Here is a 26068-nt window from a genome sequence, read left to right on the forward strand (position 1 = left end):
TCTGGGCCGGGGCCTGGTGTCGCCACCAAGTCGCCGGAGAACCGTACGCATGGATGCCGTACGCGGAAAGGAGTGCTGTCATGGCCGCCGACACGATGACCGCGAAGTCCGCGCAGCCCCGGCTGCGTGCGGACGCCCTGCGCAATCGGGAGCGCATTGTCGTGGCCGCCCGCGAGGTGATCGTCGAATCCGGGGCGCAAACCCCCCTCGATGAAATCGCTCGACGGGCAGGGGTCGGGAATGCCACGATCTATCGGCACTTCACGGACCGCCGTGAGCTCATCCACCATGTGGCGCTCTCGGTGATGTCCGGCGTCGCCGACCAGGCCGAAGTCGCCATGGCCGAGGAGGCGGACTCCTTCTCGGCGCTGCGGCGCTTCGTCCATGCCGCGGCGGATGAGCGCATCGGCGCGCTGTGCCTTCTGCTCTCCGACGGCCTCGACAAGGAGCACCCTGACCTCATTGCCGTCCGCGACCGTCTGTCCGCCGGAGTCGAGGCCCTGATGGGGGCCGCGAAAGCCGACGGCCGACTGCGCACCGACATCGGTGTCGGTGACCTGATGGTCGCGCTCAACCAGCTCACCCGGCCGCTGCCCGGCAGCTTCTGTGTGGACTTCGACGCCTTTGTGCACCGGCATCTGCAGCTGTTCCTGGACGGATTGCAGGCCCCGGCGCGCTCCGAACTACCCGGCAAGTCCGTGACCTTGGAGGATCTGCAGCACCGGCCGTGACATAGATCGCACCCGGCCGATCCCGGAGCACCGCTTATTTCGCGCGCGTTCACAAGTCTTCCGTACGTGCGTCGACGCCTCTCGCTACCTGTTACCCAACGCCCTGCGCCGGCCTGACTTCGGTCGGCCCCACTCGTCCCATTTATCACTCTCTGCACCGCTAGGTAGGCTCACCCATGCCTGAAACGGCACCATTCGTGGATCCCCGGCGCTGGAAAGCGCTGATATTCATCGCCCTCGCCCAGCTGATGGTCGTGCTCGACGCGACCATCGTGAACATCGCGCTGCCCAGCGCCCAGGCCGACCTCGGCATCTCCGACGGCAACCGGCAGTGGGTCATCACGGCCTACGCCCTCGCCTTCGGTGGACTGCTGCTCTTCGGCGGCCGGATCGCCGACCTGTGGGGACGTAAGCGGACCTTCATCGTCGGCCTGGCCGGCTTCGCGGCCGCCTCGGCCATCGGCGGTGCCGCGCTGAACACCGGTGTGCTGCTGGGTGCGCGTGCGCTGCAGGGTGTGTTCGGCGCGCTGCTCGCCCCCTCCGCGCTCTCGCTGCTCGCGGTGATGTTCACCGACCCCAAGGAGCGCGCCAAGGCGTTCGGTGTCTTCGGTGCCATCGCGGGTGGTGGCGGTGCCGTCGGTCTGATCCTCGGCGGTGTGCTCACCGAGTACATGGACTGGCGCTGGACCTTCTTCGTGAACATCCCGTTCGCCATCGTCGCCGCGATCGGCGCGGTCGCCGTGATCCGCGACCCGGTGGAGAGCCGCAACACCTCCCGGCTGGACGTCCCCGGTGTGCTCCTGGCCACCTCGGGTCTGGTCTCACTGGTCTACGGCTTCACCCGCGCCGAGTCCGACGGCTGGTCCGCGGGCCTGACCATCGGTCTGTTCGTCGCCGCGGCCGTGCTGCTGATCGCCTTCGTGGCCGTCGAGTCGCGGGTGAAGGCGCCGCTGCTGCCGCTGCGCGTGGTCACCGACCGGAACCGGGGCGGGGTCTATGCCTCGCTGGGCCTCGCCATCATCGGCATGTTCGGCCTGTTCCTCTTCCTCACCTACTACATGCAGGTCGTCAAGGGGTACAGCCCGGTCAGGACCGGCTTCGCCTTCCTGCCGATGGTCGCGGGCATGATCACCGGCTCGACGCAGATCGGCGCCCGGCTGATGACCCGGGTCCCGGCGCGGCTGCTGATGGGGCCGGGCTTCCTGGTCGCCTCGGTGGGCATGTTGCTGCTGACCCAGATCGACCTGGACACCTCGTACCCCGCGCTGATCCTGCCCGGGTTCCTGCTGCTCGGCCTCGGCATGGGTACCGCCTTCATGCCGGCGATGAGCCTGGCCACGCATGGCGTCGAGCCGCGTGACGCGGGTGTCGCCTCGGCGATGGTCAACACCTCGCAGCAGGTGGGCGGCGCCATCGGCACCGCGCTCCTGAACACCATCGCGGCGAGCGCCACCACCGCGTACGCCAAGTCGCATGCGGCGGGCGCCCCTTCCCGCACGGCGCTGCAGCTGCAGTCGATGGTGCACGGCTACACGGCCGCCATCTGGTGGGCGGTCGGCATCCTGGTGGCGGCCGGCGTGATCGCCATCACGATGGTCAACGCCGGACATCAGGGAGGCGGCGGCGCGGTGGCCGGCTCCGATGAAGGAGCGGCGGAGGACGCCATTCCGGTCATGGCGCACTGACGCGCTGAGGCAGTTCGTACAGCGGAGATCATCCGTACAGAGGAGAAGGCCCCGTTCCCCTGGGGAGAATCCCGGGGGAGCGGGGCCTTCGTCCGTCCTGCGGTCGTCCTTCGTCCGTCCCTCGTCCGTCCTTTGTCCGTCCCTCGTCCGTCCTTTGTCCGTCCCTCGTCCGTCCTTTGTTCGTCGGTCCTCGGCGTGCCGGGGGCGGAGGCGTCAGCGCAGCCAGGGCAGGTCGGCGCCCTCCGGCTGCAGACCGTCCGCGATGATCCGGCAGATGGTGCCGAACTGCTCGATCTGCTCGGGGGTGAGCCGGTCGAAGACGGCCGTCCGCACGGCGGACACATGGCCGGGGGCGGTCTCCTCCAGCACCTTGAGCCCCTTGTCGGTGAGGACCGCGTTCTGCCCGCGCTTGTCGTCGGGGCAGTCCTCGCGTCGGACCCAGCCGTCCTTCTCCATGCGCGCGACGGCATGGGACAGCCGGGATCGGGTGATCTTGGCGGCCTCGGCCAGTTCGGTCATCCGCATCCGGTGGCGTGGCGCCCAGGAGAGCTTCACCAGCAGGCCGTAGTAGACGTGGGGCATGCCGGCGTCCCGCTGCAGCTGCCGGTCGAGGTGATCCTCCAGAAGCATGTGTGCGTGGCGGTACGCCAGCCAGCTGCGCTGCTCGTCATCGGTCAGCCAACGCGGTTCGTCGGTGTCTGAGGGGGTCTTCATGGCGTTGTCCACGCGTCCATTCTAGAGAACACTTTTTGAACTTTAAACAAGTGTGCGGTACAGTGATGAATGCTTGCTTGAGACTTCAAGTACCTTGTCAGGCTCTGCCGAGGAGACTTCATGTCCGTGCTCGACGGGCGTATGCCCGCCCTCTACCTCAGCCATGGTGCTCCGCCACTCGCCGACGATCCGATCTGGCCCGGACAACTCGCCGCCTGGGCCGCGGGCCTGCCCCGGCCCCAGGCCATTCTCATGATCTCCGCTCACTGGGAGGAGGCGCCCCTGGCGATCGGGGCCACCCAACAGGTCCCGCTGGTCTATGACTTCTGGGGATTCCCCCAGCACTACTACCAGGTGCGGTACGGGGCGCCGGGCGCCCCCGAGCTCGCCGAGCGGCTCCGTAAGACGCTGCGCACGGCGGGTACACCGGTCCAGGACATCCCCGAGCGAGGGCTGGACCACGGGGCGTATGTGCCCCTGGTCGAAATGTATCCGGAGGCTGACATCCCGGTTCTGCAGGTCTCGATGCCGACCCTCGACCCGCGGAAGCTGATGGAGATCGGGCGGAAGCTCGCGCCGCTGCGCGACGAGGGCGTCCTGATCGTCGGCAGCGGCTTCTTCACCCACAACCTGGCCGCGATGCGGCAGACGGGCCCGACGCCGCCCAGTTGGTCGACCGAGTTCGACGACTGGGGGCAACGGGCCCTGGACGCGCAGGACATCGACGCGCTGCTGGACTTCGAGCACACGGCCCCGGCGGGACGGCTGGCCCACCCGCGCACCGAACACTTCGCGCCGTTGTTCGTCACGCTGGGCGCGGCGGAGGCGGAGTTGCGCAGCCAGCGGAGCGTGATCGACGGCTTCTGGATGGGGTTGGCGAAGCGGTCGCTGCAGTTCGGGTGAGTGGGGCGCTCGGTGAGGGGGTGAGCCTGGACGGATCGGCTCGTCGGGGACGGACCGGTTCGTGCCCGCCTCAGAGCGCCGGGTCGATCATCGCGCAGGCGTGGAGTGCCGCGGCCAGGGCCAGGGCGTCGGGGCCCTGAGCGACGTCGAGGGCGGTGTCGGTGAGCTTGATGGCGTGCTCATCGCCGTGCGCGGCGGCGCGGGCGAAGACCTCCTCGGGGGTGACGCCCGTCGCGGACGGCAGCCGGTCGGCCGGGAGCGGCTCCTGCGGCGCGTACACCGCCGTGACCGCGGCGCTCGCCGCCCATGCCGCGTCCAGACTCGGTGCCCACAACTCCCGCGGCAGCGCGGGCAGGACGCGCAGTACGGCGTTGGGCGCGGTCGCGGCGTGGACCAGCATGACCGGTGAGCCGTGGCCGTGGGTGGCGTAGCGATGGGTCGCGGCCCGTACGAGCTCGGTCAGCCGCCGGCGCGCCTCCTCCGCCGGGTCGGCGGCGTCGGGGGCGTCGGGGGCGTCGGGGGCGGTCGTCCGGCTGGTGGGCTGCGAGGCGGGCGGCTGATCGAGCGGCGGGGTGGGCGGCCAGGTGGGGAAGGCGGTGAGCCGGGCCAGCCGCGCCCGTATGCCACCGCTCTGGTCCGCGACCGGCTCCACGGCGGCCAGAGCGTCGGCCGCAGACCCCGAGGCGGGGCCCGGCTGCTGCCGGAGCGGCGGCAGCGGGGCGTGCCGGGCGGCCCAGTAGCCGAGGGCGTGGGCCAGTTCGGCGGTGCGGGGAGCGGTCGTCGTGCCCGGGTCGTCCAGGAGGGTCCGTACGGCGTGGCCGACCCGGATCACCGGATGTGTCGCGCCGCCTGCGATGCCCGGCAGCAGCCGTGGCCACCACACGGCGAGCACGTCCCGCCAGGGGCGGCCGGCGAGCTCGCGGTCGAAGTAGGCGGGCCAGTCGGCGAGACGGCGTGGATCGCCGAGCGCCTCGCGCCAGTTCTCCTCGGTGATCCGGGCGTACGAGCTCGGCATCTCCTCCAGCTTGTCGCGATAGCGGTCCAGCCACCGGTGCACGGTGCGCCCCTGGCCGTGACGCACCAGCGCCTCGACGGCCATCGGTGCGTGATTGCTCAGCCACCCCTCATGCTCGGGGCCGGAGGCGTGCAGTCGCTCGAGGGCTTCGTCGAGGGTTCCACTCGTGTCGTCTGTCATGGCCTCACGCTAGGGAGGGCGGGGCGGCCCCGAATCGGGCCGGGGACGGAAGCGTGCGGGGACCAACGACCTAAGCCGGGGCCGGGGCGGGGGCCCCGGGGACCTCAGCCGGAGGTCTGGGGCGGGGGCTGCGGAGGGCCAGGGCGGGCTGACGGGCTACTGCGGGGGGCGCTCCTCGCGTACGTGGAAGACGTAGAACGCTATGCCTGTCATCGCCAGCCCCGCCCCGAGCCCGATCCCCGCGGACCGGTATACCGAGCCTCCGCTCACCGCGTGCAGAAAGCCGAGCGCACAGCCCAGGAGCGTCCCGTAGAGCACGGCCCGGATCTCCGGGATCAGGCCCGGCGTCATCCTGCCGAGGGCGTAGCAGAGCGCTCCGACCACCACCGCCGACACCACGCCGAGGACGGCGGACGCGGGGATGGTGGAGCCTTGATTGTGGTCCACGAACATCACCCAGCCGCCGAAGAGCACCGCCAGGACGACGGGGATGCCCCAGGAGGCGGAGGGGTGCAGTGGGAGGTGGAGCCGTGGATGGTGGCGGTGGCTCACCGGGGCTGTGGGGGCATTCATGACCGAACCTCCTCGTCGCCGCGTCCCCGCCCTGACCTGTCACTTTCCAGCGCACACCCATGCGGAGGGCAGGGCAACCCGGCGCGATGGGCCATCCGGGCAACCGGGAGCCCCCGAGATTCGTCTTGACAGATGAGAGACGGGCGGGAGAGCCGGAGGAGACGCCGGCATAGGGGGTCTGACCTGCGCTTCCCGCCGCTTCGGCAGTGCGCTGAGCCCCGTGTGGGTGGACAGGATACTGCATGATCGTAAAAAGGTGGGGGCCTGATGGGAATTCTGTCCTGATTCCAGTCGTTGTTTCCTTCGGACGGGGCACCCGACACCGGAGAGTCCGTCCATAGTCCGCGCCCGATCCATCTGTAAGGGAGCACGCATGGCAACCCGTGCCGTCGCCCGTAATCAGTCCGCCGCCGCTGGTGGCGCTGATGGGGCCAACAGCGTTCGCGCCTCAGGCGGGGAGATCGCCGATCGCGACCTGGTCGGCATGTATCTCGACGAGATCGCTCGTACCCCGCTGCTGGACGCGGCGAAGGAGGTCGAGCTGTCCCAGTCCATCGAAGCGGGGGTGTATGCCCAGCAGATCCTGGACGGCGAGGTTGAGGAGGCCCCTGCCGCAGGTGCGAGCCGCGAGGAGCTGGAGGCGATAGCCACCGAAGGTGCCCGCGCCAAGGACATCTTCATCCGCTCCAACCTGCGCCTCGTCGTGGCTGTGGCGCGCCGCTATCCGCGCAGTGGGCTGCCCCTGCTCGACCTGATCCAGGAGGGCAACGCGGGCCTGGTGCGCGCGGTGGAGAAGTTCGACTACACCAAGGGATTCAAGTTCTCGACCTATGCCACGTGGTGGATCCGTCAGGCCATCACGCGCTCGATCGCGGACCAGTCCCGTACGATCCGGCTGCCCGTCCACCTGGTCGAGGAGCTCGGCCGGATCCGCCGGGTGCAGCGGGAGTTCAACCGTGAGCACGGCCGTGAGCCGGAGCACGCCGAGATCGCCGAGGAGCTCGGCTCCACGATGGAGCGGGTCTCGGATGTGCTCGACTGGGCCCGCGACCCGGTCAGTCTGAACATGTCGGTCGACGACGAAGGGGAGACCCAGTTCGGCGATCTGCTGGAGGACACCTCGGCCGTGTCGCCCGAGCAGTCGGTGATGACGCTGCTGCGCAGCGAGGAGCTGGAGGACCTGATCGGCCGCCTCGACGACCGCACCGCCTCCATCATCAAGGCGCGGTACGGCATCGACGACGGCCGGGAGCGCACCCTGACCGAGGTCGGCAAGCAGCATGGCCTCACGCGTGAGCGCATCCGCCAGATCGAGAAGCATGCCTTGCTTGAGCTGAAGAAGATGGCCCGCCAGACCGGTTTCGACGCAGCGGCTTGAGTTCTCGGGACAGCAGACTCCAGCCGCCACCAGACCCTCTCCAACCCATGGACCGAGCCCCGGCGCCTCCCCCCCTGGCGCCGGGGCTCGCTTGTGTCCGGGTGCGGTCCGGGTGCGGTCCGTGTGGGGCGGGCGGTCAGACGGCGAAGCCGCCGTCCACAGCGATCGACGCGCCAGTGATGTAGCGGCCGCTGTCGCCCGCGATATGGGCCACGGTCGCCGCGATCTCCGTGGGACGGCCGTAGCGGCCGAGTGCGGTGAAGCCGCTCTGGAGTGCGGCGCTCTCGCCGTCCGCCGGGTTCATATCGGTGTCCACCGGGCCGGGGTGGATCAGGTTGGCCGTGATCCCGCGCGGGCCGAGTTCACGGGCCAGGGCCTTGGTGAGGCCGGTGAGCGCGGTCTTGCTGGTCGCGTAGAGGCTGCCGCCGGGGAAGGCGACGCGCTCGGCCATACAGCTGCCGATGTTGATGATCCGCCCGCCGTCGGTCATCAGCGCGGCGGCCGCCTGCGCCATGAGGAACGGCGCCCGGACGTTCACGGCGAGGATCTGGTCCACATCGTCCAGGGACAGCTCGGCGAGGGGGCCGAGGACGCCGACGCCCGCGTTGTTGACCAGGATGTCCAGTCGGCCGAACTCGGCGGCGGCCCCGTCCACGGCGGCGCGCACCTCCTGCGCGTCGGCGCCGTCGACCCGCACCGCCCAGGCGCGACGGCCGAGCGCCTTGATCCGGTCGACGACGTCCGCCGCGCGGTCGGCCTGGCTGTGGTACGTCAGGGCGACATCGGCGCCGTCCTCGGCGAGCCGGATCGCCACGGCCTCGCCGATACCCCGGCTGCCACCGGTGACCAGGGCCGCCTTGCCGTCGAGTGTCATGTCCTTCTCCTTGTTGACGAATGATGCGAGGAAAATTCCGCTGTGTGCTGGTCCCTCCCGATGAGGGGGACATGACTCGATCCTGGTCGGGCGGGTGGTGGAAGTCCGGCGGGAATCGGACGGTGCGCTGCGGCGATGCGTGGGGCGGGAACTCGGAGGCAGAGGTCGCTGAGCGATCGCGACCCGTCCATGCCCGGTCGAGTTCGTTTCGTGCCCGAGTCTGTTTACTTTCCGGCATCGTCCACGTAATCTGGCCGCGAAATCACAGGTTCGGGCATGGAAGGGACGTAAACCCACATGTACGCACCGGAGCGTCAGCAGGAGATTCTCCGGCTCGCCCGTGAAAGCGGGCGGGTGGATGTCCTGTCCCTCGCCGAGGAGTTCCAGGTCACCGCCGAGACCGTGCGGCGTGATCTGCGCACCCTCGACCGGGCGGGGCTCGTCCGCCGTGTGCACGGGGGCGCCATCCCGGCCGGCCGTCTGGACTTCGAGCCCGATCTCGCCGAGCGCGAGTCCACCGCCGCCGATGAGAAGGACCGCATCGCGCGCGCCGCCATCGCCGAGCTGCCGTCCGACGGCAGCGTGATCATCGACGCGGGCTCGACGGCGGCCCGGTTCGCCGCAGCCCTCCCGCTGGAGGCCAACCTCACCGTCGTCACCCACGCTCTGCCGGTCGCCGCCCGCCTCGCCGACCACCCCGGTATCGCGCTGCACCTCGTCGGCGGACGGGTCCGCCATCGCACCCGGGCCGCCGTGGACGCATGGGCGCTGCGCGGCTACGGAGAGATCAAGGCCGATGTGGTCTTCCTCGCCACCAACGGCTTCTCGCTGGACGGCGGACTCACCACACCCGATCTCGCGGAGGGCGCCGTCAAGGGCGCCATGATCGCGGCGGCCCGGCGGGTGGTGCTGCTCGCGGACTCCGCCAAGTTCGGCCGGGAGCACTTCGCCCGGTTCGGCGGCCTGGACGATGTCGATCTGCTCATCACGGACACCGGGCTCAGCCCGCAGGACGCCCTGGCCATCGAGCGTCGGGGCACGGAAGTGGCACGCGCATGATTCTCACCGTCACCCCCAACCCCAGCCTGGACCGTACGTACGAGATCCCCGCGCTGGAGCGCGGCGCCGTGCTGCGGGCCACGGCCGACCGGGTCGACCCCGGTGGCAAGGGCGTCAATGTCTCGCGCGCCGTGGCCGCAGCGGGGCATCGCACGGTGGCCGTGCTGCCGCTCGGCGGACCGGAGGGCGCGCTGCTCGCACGGCTGTTGGGGGAGCTGGGCATCGAGGCGGCGGGCGTGCCCGTGGCGGGCTCGACCCGGGTCAACATCTCCGTGGCCGAACCGGACGGCACCCTCACCAAGCTCAACGCGGGCGGGCCCGAACTGAGCGACGCCGAGGCCGAGGCGGTGCTGGAGGCCGTCCGGACGAGCGCCGAGAGCGCCGACTGGATCGCCTGCTGCGGCAGCCTGCCCCGGGGGCTCGCGCCCGAGTGGTACGCCGAACTGGTGGCGCGGGCCCACCGGGCGGGCGCCCGGATCGCCCTGGACACTTCCGGCCCCTCGCTGACCGCCGCCCTGCGCGAGCGTCCCGATGTGGTGAAGCCCAACGCCGAGGAGCTGGCCCAGGCCGTGGGCCGTCCGCTGGCCACCGTGGGCGAGGCGGTCAAGGCGGCCGAGGAGCTGCGAGGGCTCGGTGCCCGCGCCGTGCTGGCCAGTCTGGGCGCCGACGGTCAGCTGCTGGTCGACGGGACGGGCGCCTACTTCGGCACCGCACGGGTCGCCGCCGTGCGCAGCAACGTTGGCGCGGGCGACGCCTCGCTCGCCGGATTCCTCGCGGCGGGCGGCGCCGGGCCCGCCGCACTCGCCTCGGCCGTGGCCCACGGGGCGGCCGCGGTGCAGCTGCCGGGCAGCGCCATGCCGACCCCGGCAGACCTCGATCCGTCCGCCGTCGTCACGACGGCGGATATCCCGCTGGACCGTGTGCTCAGGGAGCCCGCGTGACCGGCCGACCCCACTCCCACCCCCCAATCCCCACTCCGTCCGCCCGCCTCCCCCAGGGCGGCACCGCACACAAGGGAGCCGCGAGATGAGTGAGCTGATCACCGCGGATCTGGTCGACCTTGACCTGTCCGCCGACACCAAGGAAGCCGCCGCCCGGTCGCTCGCCGAACGCATGGTCGCGGCCGGCCGCGTCACCGACCTCGACGGCTTTCTCGCCGATGTGGCGGCGCGCGAGGAGCAGATGCCGACCGGCCTGGACGGCGGCATCGGCATACCCCACTGCCGCAGCGCGCATGTCACCGAGCCGACCCTGGCCTTCGGGCGCAGCGCGGCCCGGATCGACTTCGGCGCGGCGGACGGTCCGGCCGATCTGATCTTCCTGATCGCCGCCCCGGCGGGCGCGGACAGCGACCATCTGACGATCCTGTCGAGCCTGGCGCGGCAGCTCATGAACGCCGACTTCACCGATGCGCTGCGCTCGGCCGACCGGCCCGAACGGGTCGCCGCCCTGATCCGCGGCGAGGAGCAGAGCGCACCCGCCGCCGAGGGGACGGGAGCTGAGCGAACGGGGGCTGAGCGAACGGGGGCCGAGGAGTCCGCCGCGGCAGGTGAGTCTGCCGCGGCAGGTGAGCCCGCCGCCGCTGAGCCCGCCGCCGCTGAGCTCGCGGCTGCTGAGCCCGCCGCCGCTGAGGCCACCGACTCGGAGCCGGTGGCTCCCTTCCGGATCGTCGCCGTCACGTCCTGCCCGACCGGTATCGCTCACACCTATATGGCCGCCGAGTCGCTGGAGAACGCCGGTCGCGAGGCCGGGGTCGAGCTGGTGGTCGAGACCCAGGGCTCGGCTGGATTCGACAAGCTCCCCGCGGCCACCATCGCCGCCGCCGACGCGGTGATCTTCGCGCACGATGTGGAGGTCCGCGACAAGGCCCGCTTCGCGGGTAAGCCGACGGTGGACGTCGGAGTGAAGGCGGGCATCAACCGCCCCGTCGAACTCATCGCCGAGGCGCGCGGGAAGGCCGCCCGTGGTGAGGTCGGCGCACCGGCCGACGGCGCGGCGGGGGGCTCGGCGCCGATGGACCAGGACGGTCCCGCCGGTGACGGCTTCGGCACCCGGCTGCGCAAGTGGCTGATGACGGGCGTCAGTTACATGGTTCCGTTCGTCGCCGCGGGCGGTCTGCTGATCGCGCTCGCCTTCGCGATCGGTGGTTACGAGATCGCGGGTGCCAAGTCGGTGGCGGACCACTTCGTCTGGGCCGAGAGCAGCAGCTGGGCTGCGCTGCTCTTCCAGATCGGCAGTGCGGCGTTCACCTTCCTGGTGCCGGTCCTGGCGGGCTATATCGCCTACGGCATGGCCGACCGGCCCGGTCTGGTCCCCGGTTTCGTGGGCGGCTACATCGCGACCACCATCAAGGCCGGATTCCTCGGCGGTCTGGTCGCGGGTCTTATCGCGGGCGCGGTCGTCATGGGCATCCAGCGATTCAAGGTCCCGGCGGCGCTGCGCGGCATCATGCCAGTGGTGGTGATCCCGCTGATCTCCTCGGCGATCGTCGGCGTCCTGATGTTCGTGGTGATCGGCAAGCCCATCGCCTCCGCGCAGGAGGCGATGACCGACTGGCTCAACGGCCTCTCCGGCGCCAACGCCATCGGTCTCGGCGTCCTCCTCGGCCTGATGATGTGCTTCGACCTCGGCGGCCCGGTCAACAAGGTGGCATACGCCTTCGCGACCGGCGGTATCGCGGTGTCGGACCCCTCCACCGGAAGCCTCAAGATCATGGCCGCGGTGATGGCCGCCGGTATGGTCCCGCCGCTGGCGCTGGCCCTCGCCACCACCGTGCGCGGACGGCTGTTCACCAAGACCGAGCGGGAGAACGGCAAGGCCGCCTGGGTGCTGGGTGCCTCCTTCATCACTGAGGGCGCCATTCCGTTCGCCGCGGCGGATCCGTTGCGGGTGATCCCCTCCTCGATGGTGGGCGGTGCCGTCACCGGTGCGCTGTCGATGGCCTTCGACTGCACGTTGCGCGCCCCGCACGGCGGCATCTTCGTGGTGCCGCTGATCGGCCAGCCGTTCCTCTACCTGCTGGCCATCGTGGCGGGCACGGTCGTCTCGGCCGGTCTGGTGGTCTTCCTCAAGGGGCTGCGGAAGACGGCGGAGGCGGAGGGCACCGGCCAGGCGGGAGGCAAGGCCGCCCCGGGCGGTACCACCGAGGACGAGTCGAAGGTGGCGGTCGCGGCCTGACCGCATCTCAGCCACCCCCTGCCGGGTCCGGCGGCCCGCCCACGTCCATGGGCGGGCCGCCGGTCTCTGTGGGCAGATCGCCGTTCTCCGTGGGCGGGCGGCCGATCTCTGTGGGCAGCCCGTCGGCCCGCGTGGGCAGACCGCGCGAAGCGTAGTAGGCACCGAGCGCGGCCTCGCCACCCGACCCCATGGCCGTCGTGATCCGCTGGAAGCGAACCGACCGCAGATCACCGGCGGTGAAGACCCTGGGGTGTTGGCGCCCGGGAGGGCAGTACCCGGACCGGTCGGTGGCCACGGCCCCGGCCGGTGGCGCCGGGGCGCTGCCCAGGTTGAGGAAGGCGAGATCGGCCGTGAGGACCCGCCGCTCGCCCTCCACCGTTCGGACCTCGGCCGTGACCGGTGCCGAGGAGGGCCCGAACTCCAGCCGCCGCACGGCCACCAGCTCCACCCGCGAGTCCCGCCGGATCTCCTCAGCCTTGTAGGCGTCCTCGGGCGGATACGCCACCACAAAGCGGGTCCTCAGCTCCGGATGGGCCCGCGCCACGGTGCCCAGGGGCCGGTCCGCGCCCAGGACCAGCACCGTCCGGCCGTCGATCGCCGCCGGATCCGCCTCCCACAGCGGCGGCAGCGCCCGGCCCGCCACGCCCCCGAGCCATCCCGCGCCCTCAGGACCCAGCGGCCCGACCCCCGTGGCGACGACCACATACGGAGCGGTCAGCCGCGCTCCACGCCCCCGCGCGGACCCCACCGGCGCCAGGGGCTCGACCGTGACCTCGACGCGGTCGTCGAAGGCGTCGATCAGCGTGGCGCGGCTGCCCAGCTCCACCCGGCATAGATCACATCGCGCCAGATCGGCCTCGACCGCCGCCGCCAGATCCGGGCCGTTGGTGGCTCCGAGGACATTGCTCACCACCGGGATCCGCCGCAGCGCCCCGCATACCGCGTCGCCCGACTCGATCAGCACCGAGCGCATCCCCACGCTCGCCGCCATCACGGCGGCGGCGCAGCCCGCCGGGCCACCCCCGACGATCAGCAGATCGGTGTCCATATGCCCCCTTCTCTCCGTCTCTGCGGCCCGTTTCTCTCCCGGCCGGACGCTTCCTTCCCTCCGGCCGGGAGCGGCAACGGGCCGGATCAGCGGCTGTAAAGATCCCGGTACGCGGGGAAGACACCGCCCGGGCCGTCCACGGTCTCCGCCGCGAGCACCGCCTTGACCAGCGCCCGGGTCAGCACATCCGCCCCGGTTGCCAGCACCTCGTTCAGCGCACCGCTCTCCCGGTGCACCCCGAACGCCGGATCGTCGGCGCCCTCGGGACCGCCCTCCGGTATCAGCGGCAGCCCGCAGGTGGCCAGGGCGAAGACAGTGTCGCCGTCGGACAGCAGATGCACCGGCCGGATGGCCCGCGCCAGACCGTCATGCGCGGTACCCGCGAGCTTGTGCGCCTGGGCCCGGGTGAGCACGGCATCGGTGGCGACCACGGCCAGCGTCGTGTTCAGCGGGGGCCGCACCGACGCGGCCTGCCGCCGCTCCGACTCGGCCCGTGCGGCGGTCAGCCGGCGCATCGCCTCCGCGTGCTCGGCCGCACCGGGCCTGCGCGGCCCGCCCTCGTCCGACGGCCCGTAATGCTCCCCGTAGAGCACACCCGTACCGGGATCCACGACCGATCCCACGGCGTTGACCACCGCCAGCGCGGCCACCGTGACACCGGACGGCAACACCGTGGAGGCCGAACCGGCGCCGCCCTTGAGCCCACCGGCCACCGCGCCCGTGCCCGCCCCCACATTGCCCTGCGCGACCGGCGCCCCCGGCTCCGAACCGGCCGCCGCCTCGATCGCCTCGCGCCCCAGCGCGGCGTCCGGGCGGGCCCGCCAGTCGCCGCCCCGGCCCAGGTCGAAGAGGGCGGCGGCCGGGACCACCGGAACGACCTGCGCCGGATCGGGACCGACCCGGAAGCCCCGGCCGTGCTCCTCCAGCCAGGAGGCCACCCCCGAGGCGCTGTCGAGCCCGAACGCGCTGCCGCCGGTCAGCACGATGGCATCGACGCGCTGGACCAGATTCCGCGAATCGAGGGCATCGGTCTCCCGGGTGCCGGGACCACCGCCGCGCACATCGACCGCGGCGACCGCACCGCCCTCGGGGGCCAGCACCACGGTCGTCCCGGTCAGCCGGCCGCCGCCGGACCGCTGGGCATGGCCCACTCGCAGTCCACGGACATCCGTGAGGCCGTCGGCCGGACCGGTGGGGGTTGATTCGGAGTTTGTCCGCTCGGCATCCATGGAAGCTATGCGTAGCACGGGAAGCCATGGCATGGTCGGGTGCCGAGACGCGAACCACTCCCTTGTCCGCCCGCCCGCGATCGCCGGCGAAGGCCACAGGACGGGGTGAGGAGCTCTCATATAGAGGGCGTTCATCAGACGTTGATGGCGTGACAGCAGTCTGGGCTGTATGCCGTTCGCCCCCGTCCGAAAGAAGACCGCCGTGCCCCGTAGCTCTCGGACGGAGGAGCTCCCGACACTGGCCTCCGACACTCGGCGGGCCGCCCGGGTCGCCCTCCGCTGGATCAGCGAGCCGGACCGCACCGAGGAGCTCACCCATGCCGAGCTGCTCGACCAGGCGGCCCGGGCCGCCGCCGCGCTCACCCGGCTCGGCGTCCGCGCCGGGGACCGGGTGGCGGTCCATCTGCCGCTGGTGCCCGAGTCCGTGATCGCCACGCTCGCCTGCGGCCGGCTCGACGTCGTCCGCGCCAGCCTCCCCGTGGGGCTGCGCCCCCATGAGCTGCGCGAGCGGATCAGGGCGGTCGACGCGAAGGTCGTCATCACCGCGGACGCCGGGCAGCACCGCGGGGAGCTGCAGCCCCTCAAGCGGCAGGTCGACCGGGCGCTGGCCGGCTGCCCCGGGGTGCGGTCCGTGCTGGTCGTCCACCGGCTCGCCTGCCCGGTGTCCTGGATGCCCGGGCGTGACCTGTGGTGGCACGACGAGCTCGGCCGATACACCGAGCCGCTGCCCGGGCCGTACTCTTGAGGCATGAACACCGCCCCTGCCCCTGGACCGCGCGATCCGGCCGCCGCGCTGATCTTCGACGATCCACTGGCGCAGCGGTCATCGGACGATACGGACCACGGGTGGGGTGAGCGGATTCCCGGCGGCGACAGCGCCGACGATGCCGCTGGTCTGGCCCGGTTCCTCGATGAGAAGCCGCCCCACCACCTCTGACGGGTCCCTAGGCGCTGGAGCCGCTGCCCCCACCGTCGACGGGGGCGCCGCGCTGCGCCACCAGCTCGTCGCGGATCTGGCGCAGCAGAAGGATCTCCTCGGCCTCCGCGACGGCCTGCTCCTCCTCCGCCTTCTCCTCCTTGGCGGCCTTGCGCGCCAGATAGCGCGACATCGGCAGCACCATCAGGAAGTACACCACCGCCGCGGTGATCAGGAAGGTCAGCACGGCCGAGAGCACGCTTCCCCAGAGGATCGGAATGCCGTGGATGACATCGCCCGCGGCGTTGGTCTCGCAGGGCGCCTCGAGGCAGGAGCGGTACTTCTCGAGATCCTTCGTGCCGAAGGCTCCGACTATGGGGTTGATGAGGCCCTTCACTATCGAGTTCACGACGGCGGTGAAGGCGGCTCCGATGACGACCGCGACGGCCAGATCGATCACATTGCCGCGCATCAGGAAGGCTTTGAACCCTTCCATGACGCTCTTCTTCTCCTCGGTTACCTTCTCCTGGCTCAACCCACTGCCTCTCTCTTGCCGCGTCGGTGCTGGAGCGGACGGTTCCGCAACCTACACCCGCAGGTGAGAGGGGCATCAGGGAAGTCGGGGGAGTCAGCAGTGGCATAGCGTCACCGCCAATCGGGAGCCGACCGCGGCCCCGGCCAGCGCGGTGGCGTCCGCGCGCGGCACCGTCAGCATCACCAGTGCCCCGCCGCCGTCCGCCCCTCCGTCCAGCGCCCCGCCGCCGTCCATCCCTCCGCTCAGCCCGCCGCCGCCACCGTTCCCCGTGCCGTCGCCGCTCGCCTCCGCCTCCGCACCGGCATCCGGCGCGCGGTCGTCGGCTCCACCGTCCACCGAGCGGCCGTCCGCCGCGCTGCCGCTCCGGGATCCCGGCACCTCAGCCACCCGGACCCCACGTGCGACCACCCGTGCCGTGGCACCGGACGACCCGGTCCGTGTGGCGTCCGGGAGCGGGGTGGCCAGCACATCCACCCGGTCACCGGGGTGCAGCAGCCGCACCGCCGCCGCGTCGGCGATCCGGATCGGCGCCGACACCATCGCGGGGCGCGGGCCGCCCCGCCGCTCCTCGCCCGCCGGGGCGGGCGCCCGCGAGGACTCCGCATCCGTGTGGCCCCGGCCGGGCGGTGCCGCGGCCGCGAGCGCGGCGGCCGTCAGCGCCAGCCCGGCCGCCATCGCACGGCGGCGCCGCCGCACGGCCCGCCGCAGTCGGAATCCGCCGGAGCGCTCGGTGCGCACCGGATCGAAGCGTGGCACCGCGCGGGCCGGGGGAGCGGAGCGGGGTAACGCGAGGGTGGGCGTGGGGGACGGATGGGACATGGCACATCACCGCCTGCCGTGAGAGACCGAGTGCTTCTGGCCCCCTCACCATGCCCGCACCCACCCGATCCCGCTCGGGCCTGTGGACGGCCACCGGGCTGTGGACAACTCGGTCACCCGGGCGAGCGATATCCGCCCCGGCGCGCCCTCCCCACGCCCTCCCGTGCCCTCCCGCACCGCCCCTACGGAAGCTCGATCCCCAGATCCCAGCCGTCATGGGCATGGGTGCACAGGCAGTCCCGTGCGGAGCTCTCCGGCAGCTTGCCCACCGCGTCGAAGAGCACCTCACGCAGTCGGCCCACGTTCTCCCCGAAGACCTTCAGCACCTCGGTGTGGGTGACGCCCTCGCCGGTCTCCACCCCCGCGTCCAGGTCGGTGACCAGCGTCAACGACGTGTAGCAGAGCCCCAGTTCACGGGCGAGCACCGCCTCCGGGTGGCCCGTCATGCCGACCACCGACCAGCCCTGCGCCGCATGCCAGCGCGATTCGGCCCGGGTGGAGAAGCGCGGCCCCTCGATCACGCACATCGTCCCGCCGTCCACCGGCTCCCAGCCGCGTCCCCGCGCCGCGGCCACGGCCGCGTTCCGCCCCACCGGGCAGTACGGGTCGGCGAAGGTGGTGTGCACGACGTTCGGAATCCGGCCGTCCGGCAGCGGCTCGCCGTCGAAGTAGGTCTGCGTACGCGCCTTCGTGCGGTCCACCAGCTGGTCGGGGACGAGCAGCGTGCCAGGTCCGTACTCCGGCTGCAGCCCGCCCACCGCGCACGGGCCGAAGACCTGCCGCACCCCGAGCGAGCGCAGGGCCCAGAGGTTGGCGCGGTAGTTGATGCGGTGCGGCGGCAGGTGGTGCTTGCGGCCGTGCCGCGGGAGGAAGGCGACCCGGCGCCCCTCGATGTCGCCGAGAACGAGCGAGTCGCTCGGCGCCCCATAGGGAGTCTCCACAGTGATCTCGGTCACGTCGTCGAGGAACGTGTAGAACCCCGATCCCCCGATGACCCCTATGTCTGCTTGCCTGCTGGTCTCGACCATGCGATCACCCTAGCCACCCGTGTCCGCACGAACGACACCCCGCCTCCTCCCGGTGGAGGTGGCGGGGTGCCGATGAAGCCGAAGAGGGGTGGCCGGGTCAGGCGGCCGAACTCGACGACGAAGACGAGGAGGACGTCGAGGACGACGACGAAGAGGCCGACGACGAAGACGTCGAGGAGGAGGAGGACGAGGAAGAAGAGTCCGAGGATGAGGACGAAGACGAGGAAGACGACGAGTCGGAGCTCTCGCTCTTCGCCGCCGGCTTGCTGGAACCGCCGCTCGTGCTGCTGGACGAGGAGCGGCTGTCGTTCCGGTAGAACCCGGAGCCCTTGAACACGATGCCGACCGCGGAGAACACCTTCTTCAGGCGTCCCTTGCAGTTGGGGCACTCGGTGAGCGCGTCGTCGGTGAACTTCTGCACCGCCTCGAGGCCCTCGCCACACTCGGTGCACTGGTACTGGTAGGTCGGCACGTTCTTCCTCCTGGCACTCTCACTCAATGAGTGCTAACGACGCTCCATAGTGCAGTATTCCTGCGCGTCAGTCCACTGGGACGGGATATACGGTGATCGAAGCCACCGTCCGAGGCCCCTTCCCGGCTCCCGGCCCGAAGCCTTCGCGGGCCTCCGCGGGCCCCCGCTCCCGCCCCTCAGGCCGCTCCCGTGCCCAGCCAGCCCGCCAGCTTGCCGCCCCGGCCCACCGCCCGCAGCCGCCGCTCCGCGGCGTCGCGCACCGGGTCCGTGGCCACCACGAGCAGCTCGTCGCCGCGCCGCAGCATCGTCGAGGGCAGCGGTACGAAGCTGGTCCCGCCCCGGACCACCAGGGTGACCGCGGCCCCCGTGGGCAGCCGCAGCTCGCCTACCTCGACGCCGTGCATCTTGGACGACTGGGGGATCGACACCGACAGCAGATGGCCGCGCAGCCGCTCCAGGGGCGCCGATTCGATGCCCAGGTCGGCCGGCTCGGGTTCCTCGAGCCGCAGCCGGGTGGCGAGCCAGGGCAGCGTCGGCCCCTGGACCAGGGTGTAGACGATCACCAGCACGAAGACGATGTTGAAGATCCGGCTGCTGCCGGGCACATCGCTGACCACCGGGATGGTCGCCAGGACGATCGGCACCGCCCCGCGCAGCCCGGCCCAGGACAGCAGCGCCTTCTCCCGCCAGAGCAGCGGGAACGGCGCCGTGCTGAGCAGGACCGACACCGGCCGGGCCACTACGGTCAGCACCAGCCCGACCACCAGGGCGGGCAGGATGTCATCGCCCAGCTCATGCGGGGTGACCAGCAGTCCCAGCAGGACGAACATCCCGATCTGGGCGAGCCAGCCCAGCCCCTCGGCGAAGCCGCGCGTCGCCGGCCAGTGCGGCAGCCGCGCGTTGCCCATGAGGAGCGAGGCGAGGTAGACGGCGAGGAAGCCGGAGCCGTGCGCCAGCGCACCGCCCGCGTAGGCGGTCACCGCGATGGCGATCACCGCGATCGGGTACAGACCCGAGGCGGGCAGCGCCACATGCCGCAGCCCGTAGGCGCCCAGCCAGCCGATCGCGAGGCCGACCACCGCGCCGATCGCCAGCTCCAGGGCGATCGTGCCGATCAGGGTGTACCAGGGCTCCATGTGGCCCTGGCTGGAGAAGGCGACCACCAGGATCACCACGGGGGCGTCGTTGAAGCCCGACTCGGCCTCCAGGACGCCCGTGAGCCGCTTGGGCAGCGGCACCGTGCGCAGCACCGAGAAGACCGCCGCCGCGTCCGTGGACGACACCACCGCGCCGATGATCAGCGCCTGCCGCCAGTCCAGTCCCACCACATAGTGTCCCGCGGTCGCGGTGAGTCCCACGCTCACCGCGACACCCACGGTGGACAGGACGGCGGCCGCCGGCAGGGCGGGTTTGATCTCGCCCCACTTCGTACCCAGACCGCCTTCGGCCAGGATGACGACCAGCGCGGCGTAGCCGAGGACCTGCGTCAGCTCGGCGTCGTTGAAGGTGACGCCGATCCCGTCCGTGCCGATGGCGACGCCGATCCCGAGATAGATCAGCAGCGTGGGCAGCCCGCTGTGCGAGGAGATCCTTACGGCCACCACCGCGAAAAGCAGGACGAGCGAGCAGATCAACAGCAGTTCATTGAGGTGGTGAACAGTCAGGGGCCGACCCTTTCTCACGGGAGCGGAGGGGACGCTGCGAACAAGTCCCCTCCGACCGGAACTTCATTGCCTTACCTAACATTTTACGGGATCTTGACGCGAGCCTCCCACGAGGAGCCTTCGCCGAGGTGTACGAGCCCGGCCGGTGGCCGGTGCAATGCGTCAGTCATGACTCCGCGTAGGGGCGGCGACAGCGCTGCGCCTATGGTTGCTCCAGCACTCCAGGTTCACCCTGCCCCTCGAAGGACAGCGATGCCCGCCAACACAACCGGCTCTTCTCCCAAAAAGAAGAAGAGCCGACGTCTCCGCCTGATCGTGATCGCAGTCGTGCTGCTGCTCGTCGGGGGCGTCGGCTACGGCGCGTACTGGAGCATCAGTACAGTTCGTGCCTCATTCCCGGAGACCACGGGATCGCTGCAGCTGAAGGGGTTGTCCGGGCCCGTTCAGGTCAAACGTGACGGCTATGGGATACCTCAGATCTACGCCGGTACCTCCGAGGACCTCTTCCGGGCCCAGGGGTTCGTCCAGGCCCAGGACCGCTTCTGGGAGATGGACGTCCGCCGCCACATGACGGCCGGGCGGCTCTCTGAGATGTTCGGTTCCGGCCAGGTGGAGACCGACGCGTTCCTGCGCACCATGGGCTGGCACCGGGTGGCCAAGCAGGAGTACGACACCAAGGTGTCGCCCGCCACCAAGAAGTATCTGCGGGCCTACTCCGACGGCGTCAACGCCTATCTCAAGGACCACCAGGGCGACGCGCTGTCCGTCGAGTATGCGGCCCTGGACTTCAAGAACGACGGCTACAAGCCCGAGAAGTGGACCCCGGTCGACTCGCTGGCCTGGCTCAAGGCGATGGCCTGGGACCTGCGCGGCAATATGCAGGACGAGGTGGACCGCGCCCTGGCCTCCAGCAGGCTCAGCGCCAAGCAGATAGATGAGCTCTATCCGTCCTACCCGTACAGCCGGAACAAGCCGATCGTCCAGGGCGGCGGCGTCAACGAGCTGACGGACGAGTTCGACCCCAAGGCCACCCCGGCTGGCTCCACGAGCGGTACGGGCGGCACGGCGGACGGAGGGGCCACCGGAGCCGGCCAGGGGCTGCAGAGCCAGCTCTCCTCGCTTTCCAAGACCCTGGACGACGTCCCGGCGCTGCTCGGCCCGAACGGGACCGGTATCGGCTCCAACTCGTGGGTCGTCTCCGGCAAGTACACGACCACCGGCAAGCCGCTGCTCGCCAACGACCCGCACCTGGCGCCCCAGCTGCCGTCCGTCTGGTACCAGATGGGGCTGCACTGCAAGCAGGTCACCAGCGCCTGTCCGTACGACGCGGCGGGCTTCACCTTCGCCGGTCTGCCCGGCGTGGTCATAGGTCACAACCAGGACATCAGCTGGGGCATGACCAACCTGGGCGCCGACGTCAGTGACCTGTACCTGGAGAAGGTCACCGACAACGGCTATCTCTACGACGGCAAGCAGCTCCCGTTCACCACCCGCGAGGAGACCATCAAGGTCGCGGGCGGCAAGAGCCGGACGATCACCGTCCGCACCACCAACAACGGGCCGATCGTCTCCGACCGCGATGACGAGCTCACCTCCGTCGGCAAGAACGCCCCGGTGGGCAGCGGCGCCGATGACGTGGCCCCCGACCGCGGCGACGGCTACGCGGTGGCGCTGAAGTGGACCGCGCTCACCCCGTCCAACACCATGGACGCGGTCTTCAAGCTGAACACCGCGAAGAACTTCAGCGACTTCCGTAAGGCGGCCCGCGACTTCGCGGTCCCCTCCCAGAACCTCATCTACGCCGACACCAAGGGCAACATCGGCTATCAGGCGCCCGGCCAGATCCCGGTGCGCTCCAGGGGCGACGGCCGCTATCCGGCGCCCGGCTGGGACTCGCGCTACAAGTGGAGCAAATACATTCCGCAGTCGGCGCTGCCCTGGGAGCTCAACCCCGATCGCGGCTATATCGTCACCGCAAACCAGGCCGTCGTGGACAAGAAGGACTACCCGTACCTGCTGACCGACGACTGGGCGTACGGTGCGCGAAGCCAGCGCATCACCGACCTCATCGAGTCGAAGACCAAGGACGGCGGGAAGATCTCCACGGACGACATGCAGTCCCTGCAGATGGACAACAGCAGCGAGATCGCCAAGGTGCTGACGCCCTATCTGCTGAAGATCGACGTCAAGGACGACTACGTACGGCAGGCGCAGAAGCTGCTGGAGAGCTGGGACTACACCCAGGACTCCGACTCGGCGGCCGCCGCGTACTTCAACGCCGTCTGGCGCAACACCCTCAAGCTGGCCTTCGGCGACAAGCTCCCCAAGGAGCTGCGGGTCAAGGGGAGTGCCTGAAGGTGCGCCCGGCCGACGACTCGGGCCCGCTGGAGGACCTGAACGGCAACGCCCGGCTGGTGCGCGAATGCGGTAAGCGCGACGCCGACATGGCTCAGCCGGACGGCGGCGACCGCTGGTACGAGGTCGTGCGCGACATCATCAAGGATCCGAAGAACAGCTGGTGGAAGACGGCGGGCACCCGCAACAAGCCCGGCGCCACCAACCGTGACGAGCTGCTCGGGCAGGCGATGCGGGCCGCGCGCTCCGAGCTCACCGCCAAGCTGGGCAAGGACATCAACAGCTGGAGCTGGGGCCGGCTGCACCGGCTGACGCTGAAGAACCAGACCCTGGGCACCGATGGCCCCGGCGTGGTGCAGTGGCTCCTCAATCGCGGCCCCTGGAACCTCTCCGGCGGCGAGGCGGCGGTCAACGCCACTGGCTGGAACGCGGCGGGCGGCTACGACGTCACCTGGGTCCCGTCGATGCGGATGGTCGTCAACCTCGACAACCTCGACAAGTCGCGCTGGATCAACCTCACCGGCGCCTCCGGCCACGCCTACAACGCGCACTACACGGACCAGACCGAGAAGTGGGCGAAGGGCGAGCTGCTGCCCTGGGCGTTCAACAAGAGCGCCGTGGACAAGTCGACGGAGGACGAGCTGGCGCTCACCCCGTAGCGACTCCGGGGCCCGCACGGGGCTCCGAACGGCCCGGTGGCCGTCTGAGGGGCGTTTCCGCTCCCGGTCGGTCCCCGGGCCCGCCGACCCTCGCGGCCCCGCCGGGAGACGCCTCCGGGCGCCTTCAGCGGGGCCGCGGCGTGAAGCGGTGGAGGCCCGACGGGGTCACCGCCGCGTGCACCGGGCGGTCGTGGCCCTCCTCGGGCACCTCGTCCAGCAGTTCACCGTCGTACAGCAGCACCACCAGCGCCGGATCGGCCCCCGCGCCCGCCAGCCGGGCCAGCACCCGGTCGTACGAGCCGCCGCCGCGGCCCAGCCGCATCCCGCGCCGGTCCACCGCGAGCCCGGGCAGCAGCACCACGTCCGCCCGGATCACCGCCTCGGGGCCGAGCCGTGGCCCCTCGGGCTCCAGCAAACCGCGCCGGGCGGGCGCCAGCCGCTTTAGCCCCTCGTCCTCGCCCCAGTCCAGATCGTCGTCCTCGAGCAGCACCGGGAGCAGCACCCGCACCCCGCGGGCGCGCAGGGCCTCCCTGAGGGCGTGCGTGCCGGGCTCGCTCCCCACGGACACATAGGCCGCCACCGTGGCCGCCCCGGCGATCTCGGGAAGCTCCAGGGCACGACACGCCAGAGCGGCGCCGGCCTTCTCGATGTCATCCGCCGTCAACCTGGACCTCATCGTCAGGTGACGTCTCCGCAATGCGCGCTTACTACCGTCAAAGTTGATCACTGGGTGCGCAAACTCCCTGTCTCATGCCATATTCACCGAATACTCATCATTTGCCCCAAAGGGACCGGATAGGGTTCGGAACATGACTCAATCGCGTACTCGGATCAGCAAGGCTGTCATCCCTGCCGCGGGGCTCGGAACCCGCTTTCTTCCGGCCACTAAGGCCACCCCCAAGGAGATGCTGCCGGTTGTCGACAAGCCGGCGATCCAGTACGTCGTCGAGGAAGCCGTCACCGCCGGACTGTCCGACGTCCTCATGGTCACCGGTCGTAACAAGCGACCCCTGGAAGACCACTTCGACCGCAACTACGAGCTCGAAGAGGCACTGACCCGCAAGGGCGACGAGACCCGACTCGCCCGCGTCCAGGAGTCCAGCGACCTTGCGACCATGCACTACGTCCGCCAGGGAGACCCCAAGGGTCTCGGCCACGCCGTGCTCTGTGCCGCCCCGCACGTAGGTGACCAGCCTTTTGCCGTCCTCCTCGGCGACGACCTCATCGATGCCCGCGACCCGCTTCTGGCCCGCATGGTCGATGTCCAGGAGCGGCACGGGGGCAGCGTCATCGCTCTGATGGAGGTGGACCCGGCACAGATCCACCTCTACGGCTGCGCGGCGGTCAAGCCGACCGTGGACGACGACGTCGTGCAGGTCACCGGCCTGGTCGAGAAGCCCGACCGCGCGGACGCGCCCAGCAACTACGCCGTCATCGGCCGCTATGTGCTCGACCCGGCCGTCTTCGGGGTGCTGCGCAGGACCGAGCCGGGCCGAGGTGGCGAGATCCAGCTCACCGACGCCCTGCAGGCGCTAGCCTCCAGTCCGGACCTCGGCGGCCCGGTGCATGGCGTCGTCTTCAAGGGACGCCGCTACGACACAGGCGACCGTAGCGACTATCTGCGTGCCATTGTCAGACTCGCGTGCGAACGTGAAGACCTGGGCCCGGAGTTCCGGGAATGGCTTCGCAGTTACGTCACTGAGGAGATGTAGCACCTTGAGCAGCACCGCAGAACGGGCCGCCGATCACGGCCCGGACCAGGACCGGGTCTGGACGGTGGCCGAGCACCTGGACGACATCCTCGGGCACGTCCACCCGCTGGAGCCCATCGAGCTGCAGTTGCTCGAAGCCCAGGGCTGCGTTCTGGTGGAGGACGTCACCGTCCCCGGCGCGCTTCCGCCGTTCGACAACAGCTCCATGGACGGCTACGCCGTCCGTACGGCTGACGTCGCGGCCGCGACCGAGGACCATCCCGCGGTGCTGACCGTCGTCGGCGACATCGCGGCGGGCAGCGGTGACCTGCCCGCCGTGGGCCCCGGGGAGGCGGCCCGGATCATGACCGGCGCCCCGACCCCGCCCGGCGGCCAGGCCGTCGTCCCCGTCGAGTGGACCGACGGCGGCCTCGACAGCGGGCCGGTCACCCATATGCCCGCGCGCGGCTCGGACCCCCACGGCGGAAGCGGCAGGGTGCGCGTCTTCCGCCCGGTGAAGGAGGGCCAGCACGTACGCCCCCGGGGCAGCGACGCGGACGCGGGCGAGCTCGCGCTGCGCGCCGGCACGGTCCTGGGCGCCCCGCAGATCGGGCTGCTGGCCGCGCTCGGCCGCGCCACCGTGAAGGTGCGGCCCCGGCCGCGGGTGGTCGTGCTCTCCACCGGCAGCGAGCTGGTCCAGCCCGGCGAGGAAGTGGGCCCCGGCCGGATCCACGACTCCAACAGCTTCCAGCTCACCGCCGCCGCCCGGGAGGCCGGCGCGATCGCCTACCGGGTGGGCGCGGTGGCCGACGACGCGGCGACACTGCGCGCCGCCGTCGAGGACCAGCTGGTCCGCGCCGATGTCGTCGTCACCAGCGGCGGGGTCAGCGTCGGCGCGTACGACGTGGTCAAGGAGGCGATGCACGAGGTGCACTTCCGCAAGCTGGCCATGCAGCCGGGCAAGCCCCAGGGCTTCGGCCGCGTCGGCCCGGAGGACACCCCGCTGATCGCCCTGCCCGGCAACCCGGTGAGTTCGTACGTCTCCTTCGAGCTCTTCGTGCGCCCCGTCATCCGCACCATGCTGGGCGGCACCGATATCCACCGCACCACCGTGCAGGCGGTCTGCCCCGAGGGCGTCACCTCCTCGCCCAAGGACCGACGCCAGTTCCTGCGCGGCTGGTACGAGCCGGCCACGATCGACGGCCCGGCCACCGTCAGCCCGGTGGGCGGCGCGGGATCGCACCTGATCAAGGCCATGGCACACGCCAACGCGCTGATCGTCGTCCCCGAGGACGCCACCGAGGTCGCCCCCGGCGCCGAGGTGGACGTCGTCCTGCTGGCCTAGCCGCCACCAGCGGCGGGT

Annotated in this window: 23 protein-coding genes and 1 pseudogene; 12 read left to right on the forward strand and 12 right to left on the reverse strand. The window is 71.0% G+C overall.

Going from position 1 to position 26068, the window contains the following annotated elements; genetic code table 11:
* Positions 1-80: 80 nt before the first annotated feature.
* Together BLV72_RS20940 and BLV72_RS20945 are read left to right on the forward strand one after the other, a co-directional pair.
* Positions 81-731 carry a TetR/AcrR family transcriptional regulator gene (locus tag BLV72_RS20940; RefSeq protein WP_093464063.1) on the forward strand — a complete coding sequence of 217 codons (651 nt, stop codon included), beginning with the start codon at positions 81-83 and terminating at the stop codon, positions 729-731.
* Positions 732-907: 176 nt separating this feature from the next.
* Complete coding sequence (locus BLV72_RS20945) at positions 908-2416, forward strand: MFS transporter (protein ID WP_093464065.1); 1509 nt, start codon at positions 908-910, stop codon at positions 2414-2416.
* A gap of 213 nt (positions 2417-2629) precedes the next feature.
* On the opposite strand, the gene BLV72_RS20950 is transcribed toward BLV72_RS20945, so the two are convergent.
* Positions 2630-3130: a MarR family winged helix-turn-helix transcriptional regulator gene (locus BLV72_RS20950; protein ID WP_093470460.1), complete on the reverse strand. Its 501-nt coding sequence runs from the start codon at positions 3128-3130 to the stop codon at positions 2630-2632.
* Between the two features lie 120 nt (positions 3131-3250).
* Between BLV72_RS20950 and BLV72_RS20955 the strand changes: the two genes are divergently transcribed.
* Positions 3251-4033 (forward strand): dioxygenase family protein, encoded by a 783-nt coding sequence (locus BLV72_RS20955; protein WP_093464067.1) that lies wholly within the window; start codon positions 3251-3253, stop codon positions 4031-4033.
* 70 nt (positions 4034-4103) lie between these two features.
* Here the strand turns inward: BLV72_RS20955 and BLV72_RS20960 are convergent, their stop codons facing one another.
* Together BLV72_RS20960 and BLV72_RS20965 are read right to left on the reverse strand one after the other, a co-directional pair.
* Complete coding sequence (locus BLV72_RS20960) at positions 4104-5228, reverse strand: questin oxidase family protein (protein ID WP_093464068.1); 1125 nt, start codon at positions 5226-5228, stop codon at positions 4104-4106.
* A gap of 156 nt (positions 5229-5384) precedes the next feature.
* Positions 5385-5801 carry a hypothetical protein gene (locus BLV72_RS20965; RefSeq protein ID WP_093464070.1) on the reverse strand — a complete coding sequence of 139 codons (417 nt, stop codon included), beginning with the start codon at positions 5799-5801 and terminating at the stop codon, positions 5385-5387.
* 373 nt (positions 5802-6174) lie between these two features.
* On the opposite strand from BLV72_RS20965, the gene BLV72_RS20970 reads away from it, so the two are divergent.
* Positions 6175-7179 carry a sigma-70 family RNA polymerase sigma factor gene (locus BLV72_RS20970; protein WP_059148800.1) on the forward strand — a complete coding sequence of 335 codons (1005 nt, stop codon included), beginning with the start codon at positions 6175-6177 and terminating at the stop codon, positions 7177-7179.
* Positions 7180-7315: 136 nt separating this feature from the next.
* Here BLV72_RS20970 and BLV72_RS20975 read toward each other — a convergent pair whose 3' ends face one another.
* Positions 7316-8053 carry a 3-oxoacyl-ACP reductase family protein gene (locus tag BLV72_RS20975; protein WP_059148799.1) on the reverse strand — a complete coding sequence of 246 codons (738 nt, stop codon included), beginning with the start codon at positions 8051-8053 and terminating at the stop codon, positions 7316-7318.
* 297 nt (positions 8054-8350) lie between these two features.
* On the opposite strand from BLV72_RS20975, the gene BLV72_RS20980 reads away from it, so the two are divergent.
* The 3 genes from BLV72_RS20980 to BLV72_RS20990 all read left to right on the forward strand — a co-directional run bounded on the left by BLV72_RS20980 (position 8351) and on the right by BLV72_RS20990 (position 12289).
* Positions 8351-9112 (forward strand): DeoR/GlpR family DNA-binding transcription regulator, encoded by a 762-nt coding sequence (locus BLV72_RS20980; protein ID WP_093464071.1) that lies wholly within the window; start codon positions 8351-8353, stop codon positions 9110-9112.
* A complete protein-coding gene (pfkB, locus tag BLV72_RS20985) occupies positions 9109-10053 on the forward strand; it encodes a 1-phosphofructokinase (RefSeq protein ID WP_093464073.1) in 945 nt (314 codons plus the stop codon). The genes BLV72_RS20980 and pfkB overlap by 4 nt, the downstream gene beginning before the upstream one ends.
* A gap of 85 nt (positions 10054-10138) precedes the next feature.
* On the forward strand, positions 10139-12289 hold the full coding sequence (locus BLV72_RS20990; RefSeq protein WP_093464074.1) for a PTS fructose transporter subunit IIABC: 2151 nt from the start codon (positions 10139-10141) through the stop codon (positions 12287-12289).
* 7 nt (positions 12290-12296) lie between these two features.
* Here BLV72_RS20990 and BLV72_RS20995 read toward each other — a convergent pair whose 3' ends face one another.
* Positions 12297-13337 carry an FAD-dependent oxidoreductase gene (locus BLV72_RS20995; RefSeq protein ID WP_093464076.1) on the reverse strand — a complete coding sequence of 347 codons (1041 nt, stop codon included), beginning with the start codon at positions 13335-13337 and terminating at the stop codon, positions 12297-12299.
* A gap of 86 nt (positions 13338-13423) precedes the next feature.
* A complete protein-coding gene (locus BLV72_RS21000; protein ID WP_093464077.1) occupies positions 13424-14566 on the reverse strand; it encodes a P1 family peptidase in 1143 nt (380 codons plus the stop codon).
* Positions 14567-14768: 202 nt separating this feature from the next.
* On the opposite strand from BLV72_RS21000, the gene BLV72_RS21005 reads away from it, so the two are divergent.
* Both BLV72_RS21005 and BLV72_RS21010 read left to right on the forward strand, forming a co-directional pair.
* A complete protein-coding gene (locus tag BLV72_RS21005; RefSeq protein WP_244320888.1) occupies positions 14769-15311 on the forward strand; it encodes an AMP-binding protein in 543 nt (180 codons plus the stop codon).
* A gap of 3 nt (positions 15312-15314) precedes the next feature.
* Entirely contained in the window at positions 15315-15503 is a 189-nt protein-coding gene (locus BLV72_RS21010) for a hypothetical protein (protein WP_093464080.1), read from the forward strand.
* Between the two features lie 7 nt (positions 15504-15510).
* Here the strand turns inward: BLV72_RS21010 and mscL are convergent, their stop codons facing one another.
* From mscL to BLV72_RS21035, 5 genes are all read right to left on the reverse strand, one after another.
* Positions 15511-15978 carry a large conductance mechanosensitive channel protein MscL gene (mscL, locus tag BLV72_RS21015; RefSeq protein ID WP_093470461.1) on the reverse strand — a complete coding sequence of 156 codons (468 nt, stop codon included), beginning with the start codon at positions 15976-15978 and terminating at the stop codon, positions 15511-15513.
* Between the two features lie 132 nt (positions 15979-16110).
* A complete protein-coding gene (locus tag BLV72_RS21020; RefSeq protein WP_093464082.1) occupies positions 16111-16836 on the reverse strand; it encodes a hypothetical protein in 726 nt (241 codons plus the stop codon).
* Positions 16837-17018: 182 nt separating this feature from the next.
* Complete coding sequence (locus tag BLV72_RS21025) at positions 17019-17864, reverse strand: S-methyl-5'-thioadenosine phosphorylase (RefSeq protein WP_093464083.1); 846 nt, start codon at positions 17862-17864, stop codon at positions 17019-17021.
* 97 nt (positions 17865-17961) lie between these two features.
* Positions 17962-18336, reverse strand: a complete 375-nt coding sequence (locus BLV72_RS21030; RefSeq protein ID WP_093464084.1) for an FmdB family zinc ribbon protein — start codon at positions 18334-18336, stop codon at positions 17962-17964.
* Between the two features lie 176 nt (positions 18337-18512).
* Positions 18513-20018 carry a potassium/proton antiporter gene (locus tag BLV72_RS21035; protein WP_093464086.1) on the reverse strand — a complete coding sequence of 502 codons (1506 nt, stop codon included), beginning with the start codon at positions 20016-20018 and terminating at the stop codon, positions 18513-18515.
* Between the two features lie 234 nt (positions 20019-20252).
* On the opposite strand from BLV72_RS21035, the pseudogene BLV72_RS21040 reads away from it, so the two are divergent.
* A pseudogene (locus BLV72_RS21040) lies at positions 20253-23014 on the forward strand (penicillin acylase family protein).
* Between the two features lie 124 nt (positions 23015-23138).
* Here the strand turns inward: BLV72_RS21040 and BLV72_RS21045 are convergent.
* The gene (locus BLV72_RS21045) at positions 23139-23738 is read right to left on the reverse strand and encodes a 5-formyltetrahydrofolate cyclo-ligase (protein ID WP_093470462.1); all 600 of its coding nucleotides are present in this window, start codon (positions 23736-23738) and stop codon (positions 23139-23141) included.
* Positions 23739-23823: 85 nt separating this feature from the next.
* Between BLV72_RS21045 and galU the strand changes: the two genes are divergently transcribed.
* The gene (gene galU / locus BLV72_RS21050; RefSeq protein ID WP_093464087.1) at positions 23824-24726 is read left to right on the forward strand and encodes a UTP--glucose-1-phosphate uridylyltransferase GalU; all 903 of its coding nucleotides are present in this window, start codon (positions 23824-23826) and stop codon (positions 24724-24726) included.
* Positions 24727-24730: 4 nt separating this feature from the next.
* Positions 24731-26050: a molybdotransferase-like divisome protein Glp gene (gene glp / locus BLV72_RS21055; protein WP_093464089.1), complete on the forward strand. Its 1320-nt coding sequence runs from the start codon at positions 24731-24733 to the stop codon at positions 26048-26050.
* The last annotated feature ends 18 nt before the right edge of the window (positions 26051-26068 follow it).

The organism is Streptomyces melanosporofaciens, assembly GCF_900105695.1.
In the GTDB taxonomy this organism is placed as follows: domain Bacteria; phylum Actinomycetota; class Actinomycetes; order Streptomycetales; family Streptomycetaceae; genus Streptomyces; species Streptomyces antimycoticus.

Excerpts from the sequence above, each read along its gene's own strand:
- galU (WP_093464087.1), top strand. The coding sequence starts at position 23,824 with ATGACTCAATCGCGTACTCGGATCAGCAAGGCTGTCATCCCTGCCGCG.
- BLV72_RS20980 (WP_093464071.1), top strand. The coding sequence starts at position 8,351 with ATGTACGCACCGGAGCGTCAGCAGGAGATTCTCCGGCTCGCCCGTGAA.
- mscL (WP_093470461.1), bottom strand. The coding sequence starts at position 15,978 with ATGGAAGGGTTCAAAGCCTTCCTGATGCGCGGCAATGTGATCGATCTG.
- BLV72_RS21010 (WP_093464080.1), top strand. The coding sequence starts at position 15,315 with ATGAACACCGCCCCTGCCCCTGGACCGCGCGATCCGGCCGCCGCGCTG.
- BLV72_RS21020 (WP_093464082.1), bottom strand. The coding sequence starts at position 16,836 with ATGTCCCATCCGTCCCCCACGCCCACCCTCGCGTTACCCCGCTCCGCT.
- BLV72_RS20950 (WP_093470460.1), bottom strand. The coding sequence starts at position 3,130 with ATGAAGACCCCCTCAGACACCGACGAACCGCGTTGGCTGACCGATGAC.
- pfkB (WP_093464073.1), top strand. The coding sequence starts at position 9,109 with ATGATTCTCACCGTCACCCCCAACCCCAGCCTGGACCGTACGTACGAG.
- BLV72_RS21000 (WP_093464077.1), bottom strand. The coding sequence starts at position 14,566 with ATGGATGCCGAGCGGACAAACTCCGAATCAACCCCCACCGGTCCGGCC.
- BLV72_RS20970 (WP_059148800.1), top strand. The coding sequence starts at position 6,175 with ATGGCAACCCGTGCCGTCGCCCGTAATCAGTCCGCCGCCGCTGGTGGC.
- BLV72_RS21025 (WP_093464083.1), bottom strand. The coding sequence starts at position 17,864 with ATGGTCGAGACCAGCAGGCAAGCAGACATAGGGGTCATCGGGGGATCG.
- BLV72_RS20940 (WP_093464063.1), top strand. The coding sequence starts at position 81 with ATGGCCGCCGACACGATGACCGCGAAGTCCGCGCAGCCCCGGCTGCGT.
- BLV72_RS20975 (WP_059148799.1), bottom strand. The coding sequence starts at position 8,053 with ATGACACTCGACGGCAAGGCGGCCCTGGTCACCGGTGGCAGCCGGGGT.
- BLV72_RS20965 (WP_093464070.1), bottom strand. The coding sequence starts at position 5,801 with ATGAATGCCCCCACAGCCCCGGTGAGCCACCGCCACCATCCACGGCTC.
- BLV72_RS20945 (WP_093464065.1), top strand. The coding sequence starts at position 908 with ATGCCTGAAACGGCACCATTCGTGGATCCCCGGCGCTGGAAAGCGCTG.
- BLV72_RS20955 (WP_093464067.1), top strand. The coding sequence starts at position 3,251 with ATGTCCGTGCTCGACGGGCGTATGCCCGCCCTCTACCTCAGCCATGGT.
- BLV72_RS20960 (WP_093464068.1), bottom strand. The coding sequence starts at position 5,228 with ATGACAGACGACACGAGTGGAACCCTCGACGAAGCCCTCGAGCGACTG.
- BLV72_RS20995 (WP_093464076.1), bottom strand. The coding sequence starts at position 13,337 with ATGGACACCGATCTGCTGATCGTCGGGGGTGGCCCGGCGGGCTGCGCC.
- BLV72_RS20990 (WP_093464074.1), top strand. The coding sequence starts at position 10,139 with ATGAGTGAGCTGATCACCGCGGATCTGGTCGACCTTGACCTGTCCGCC.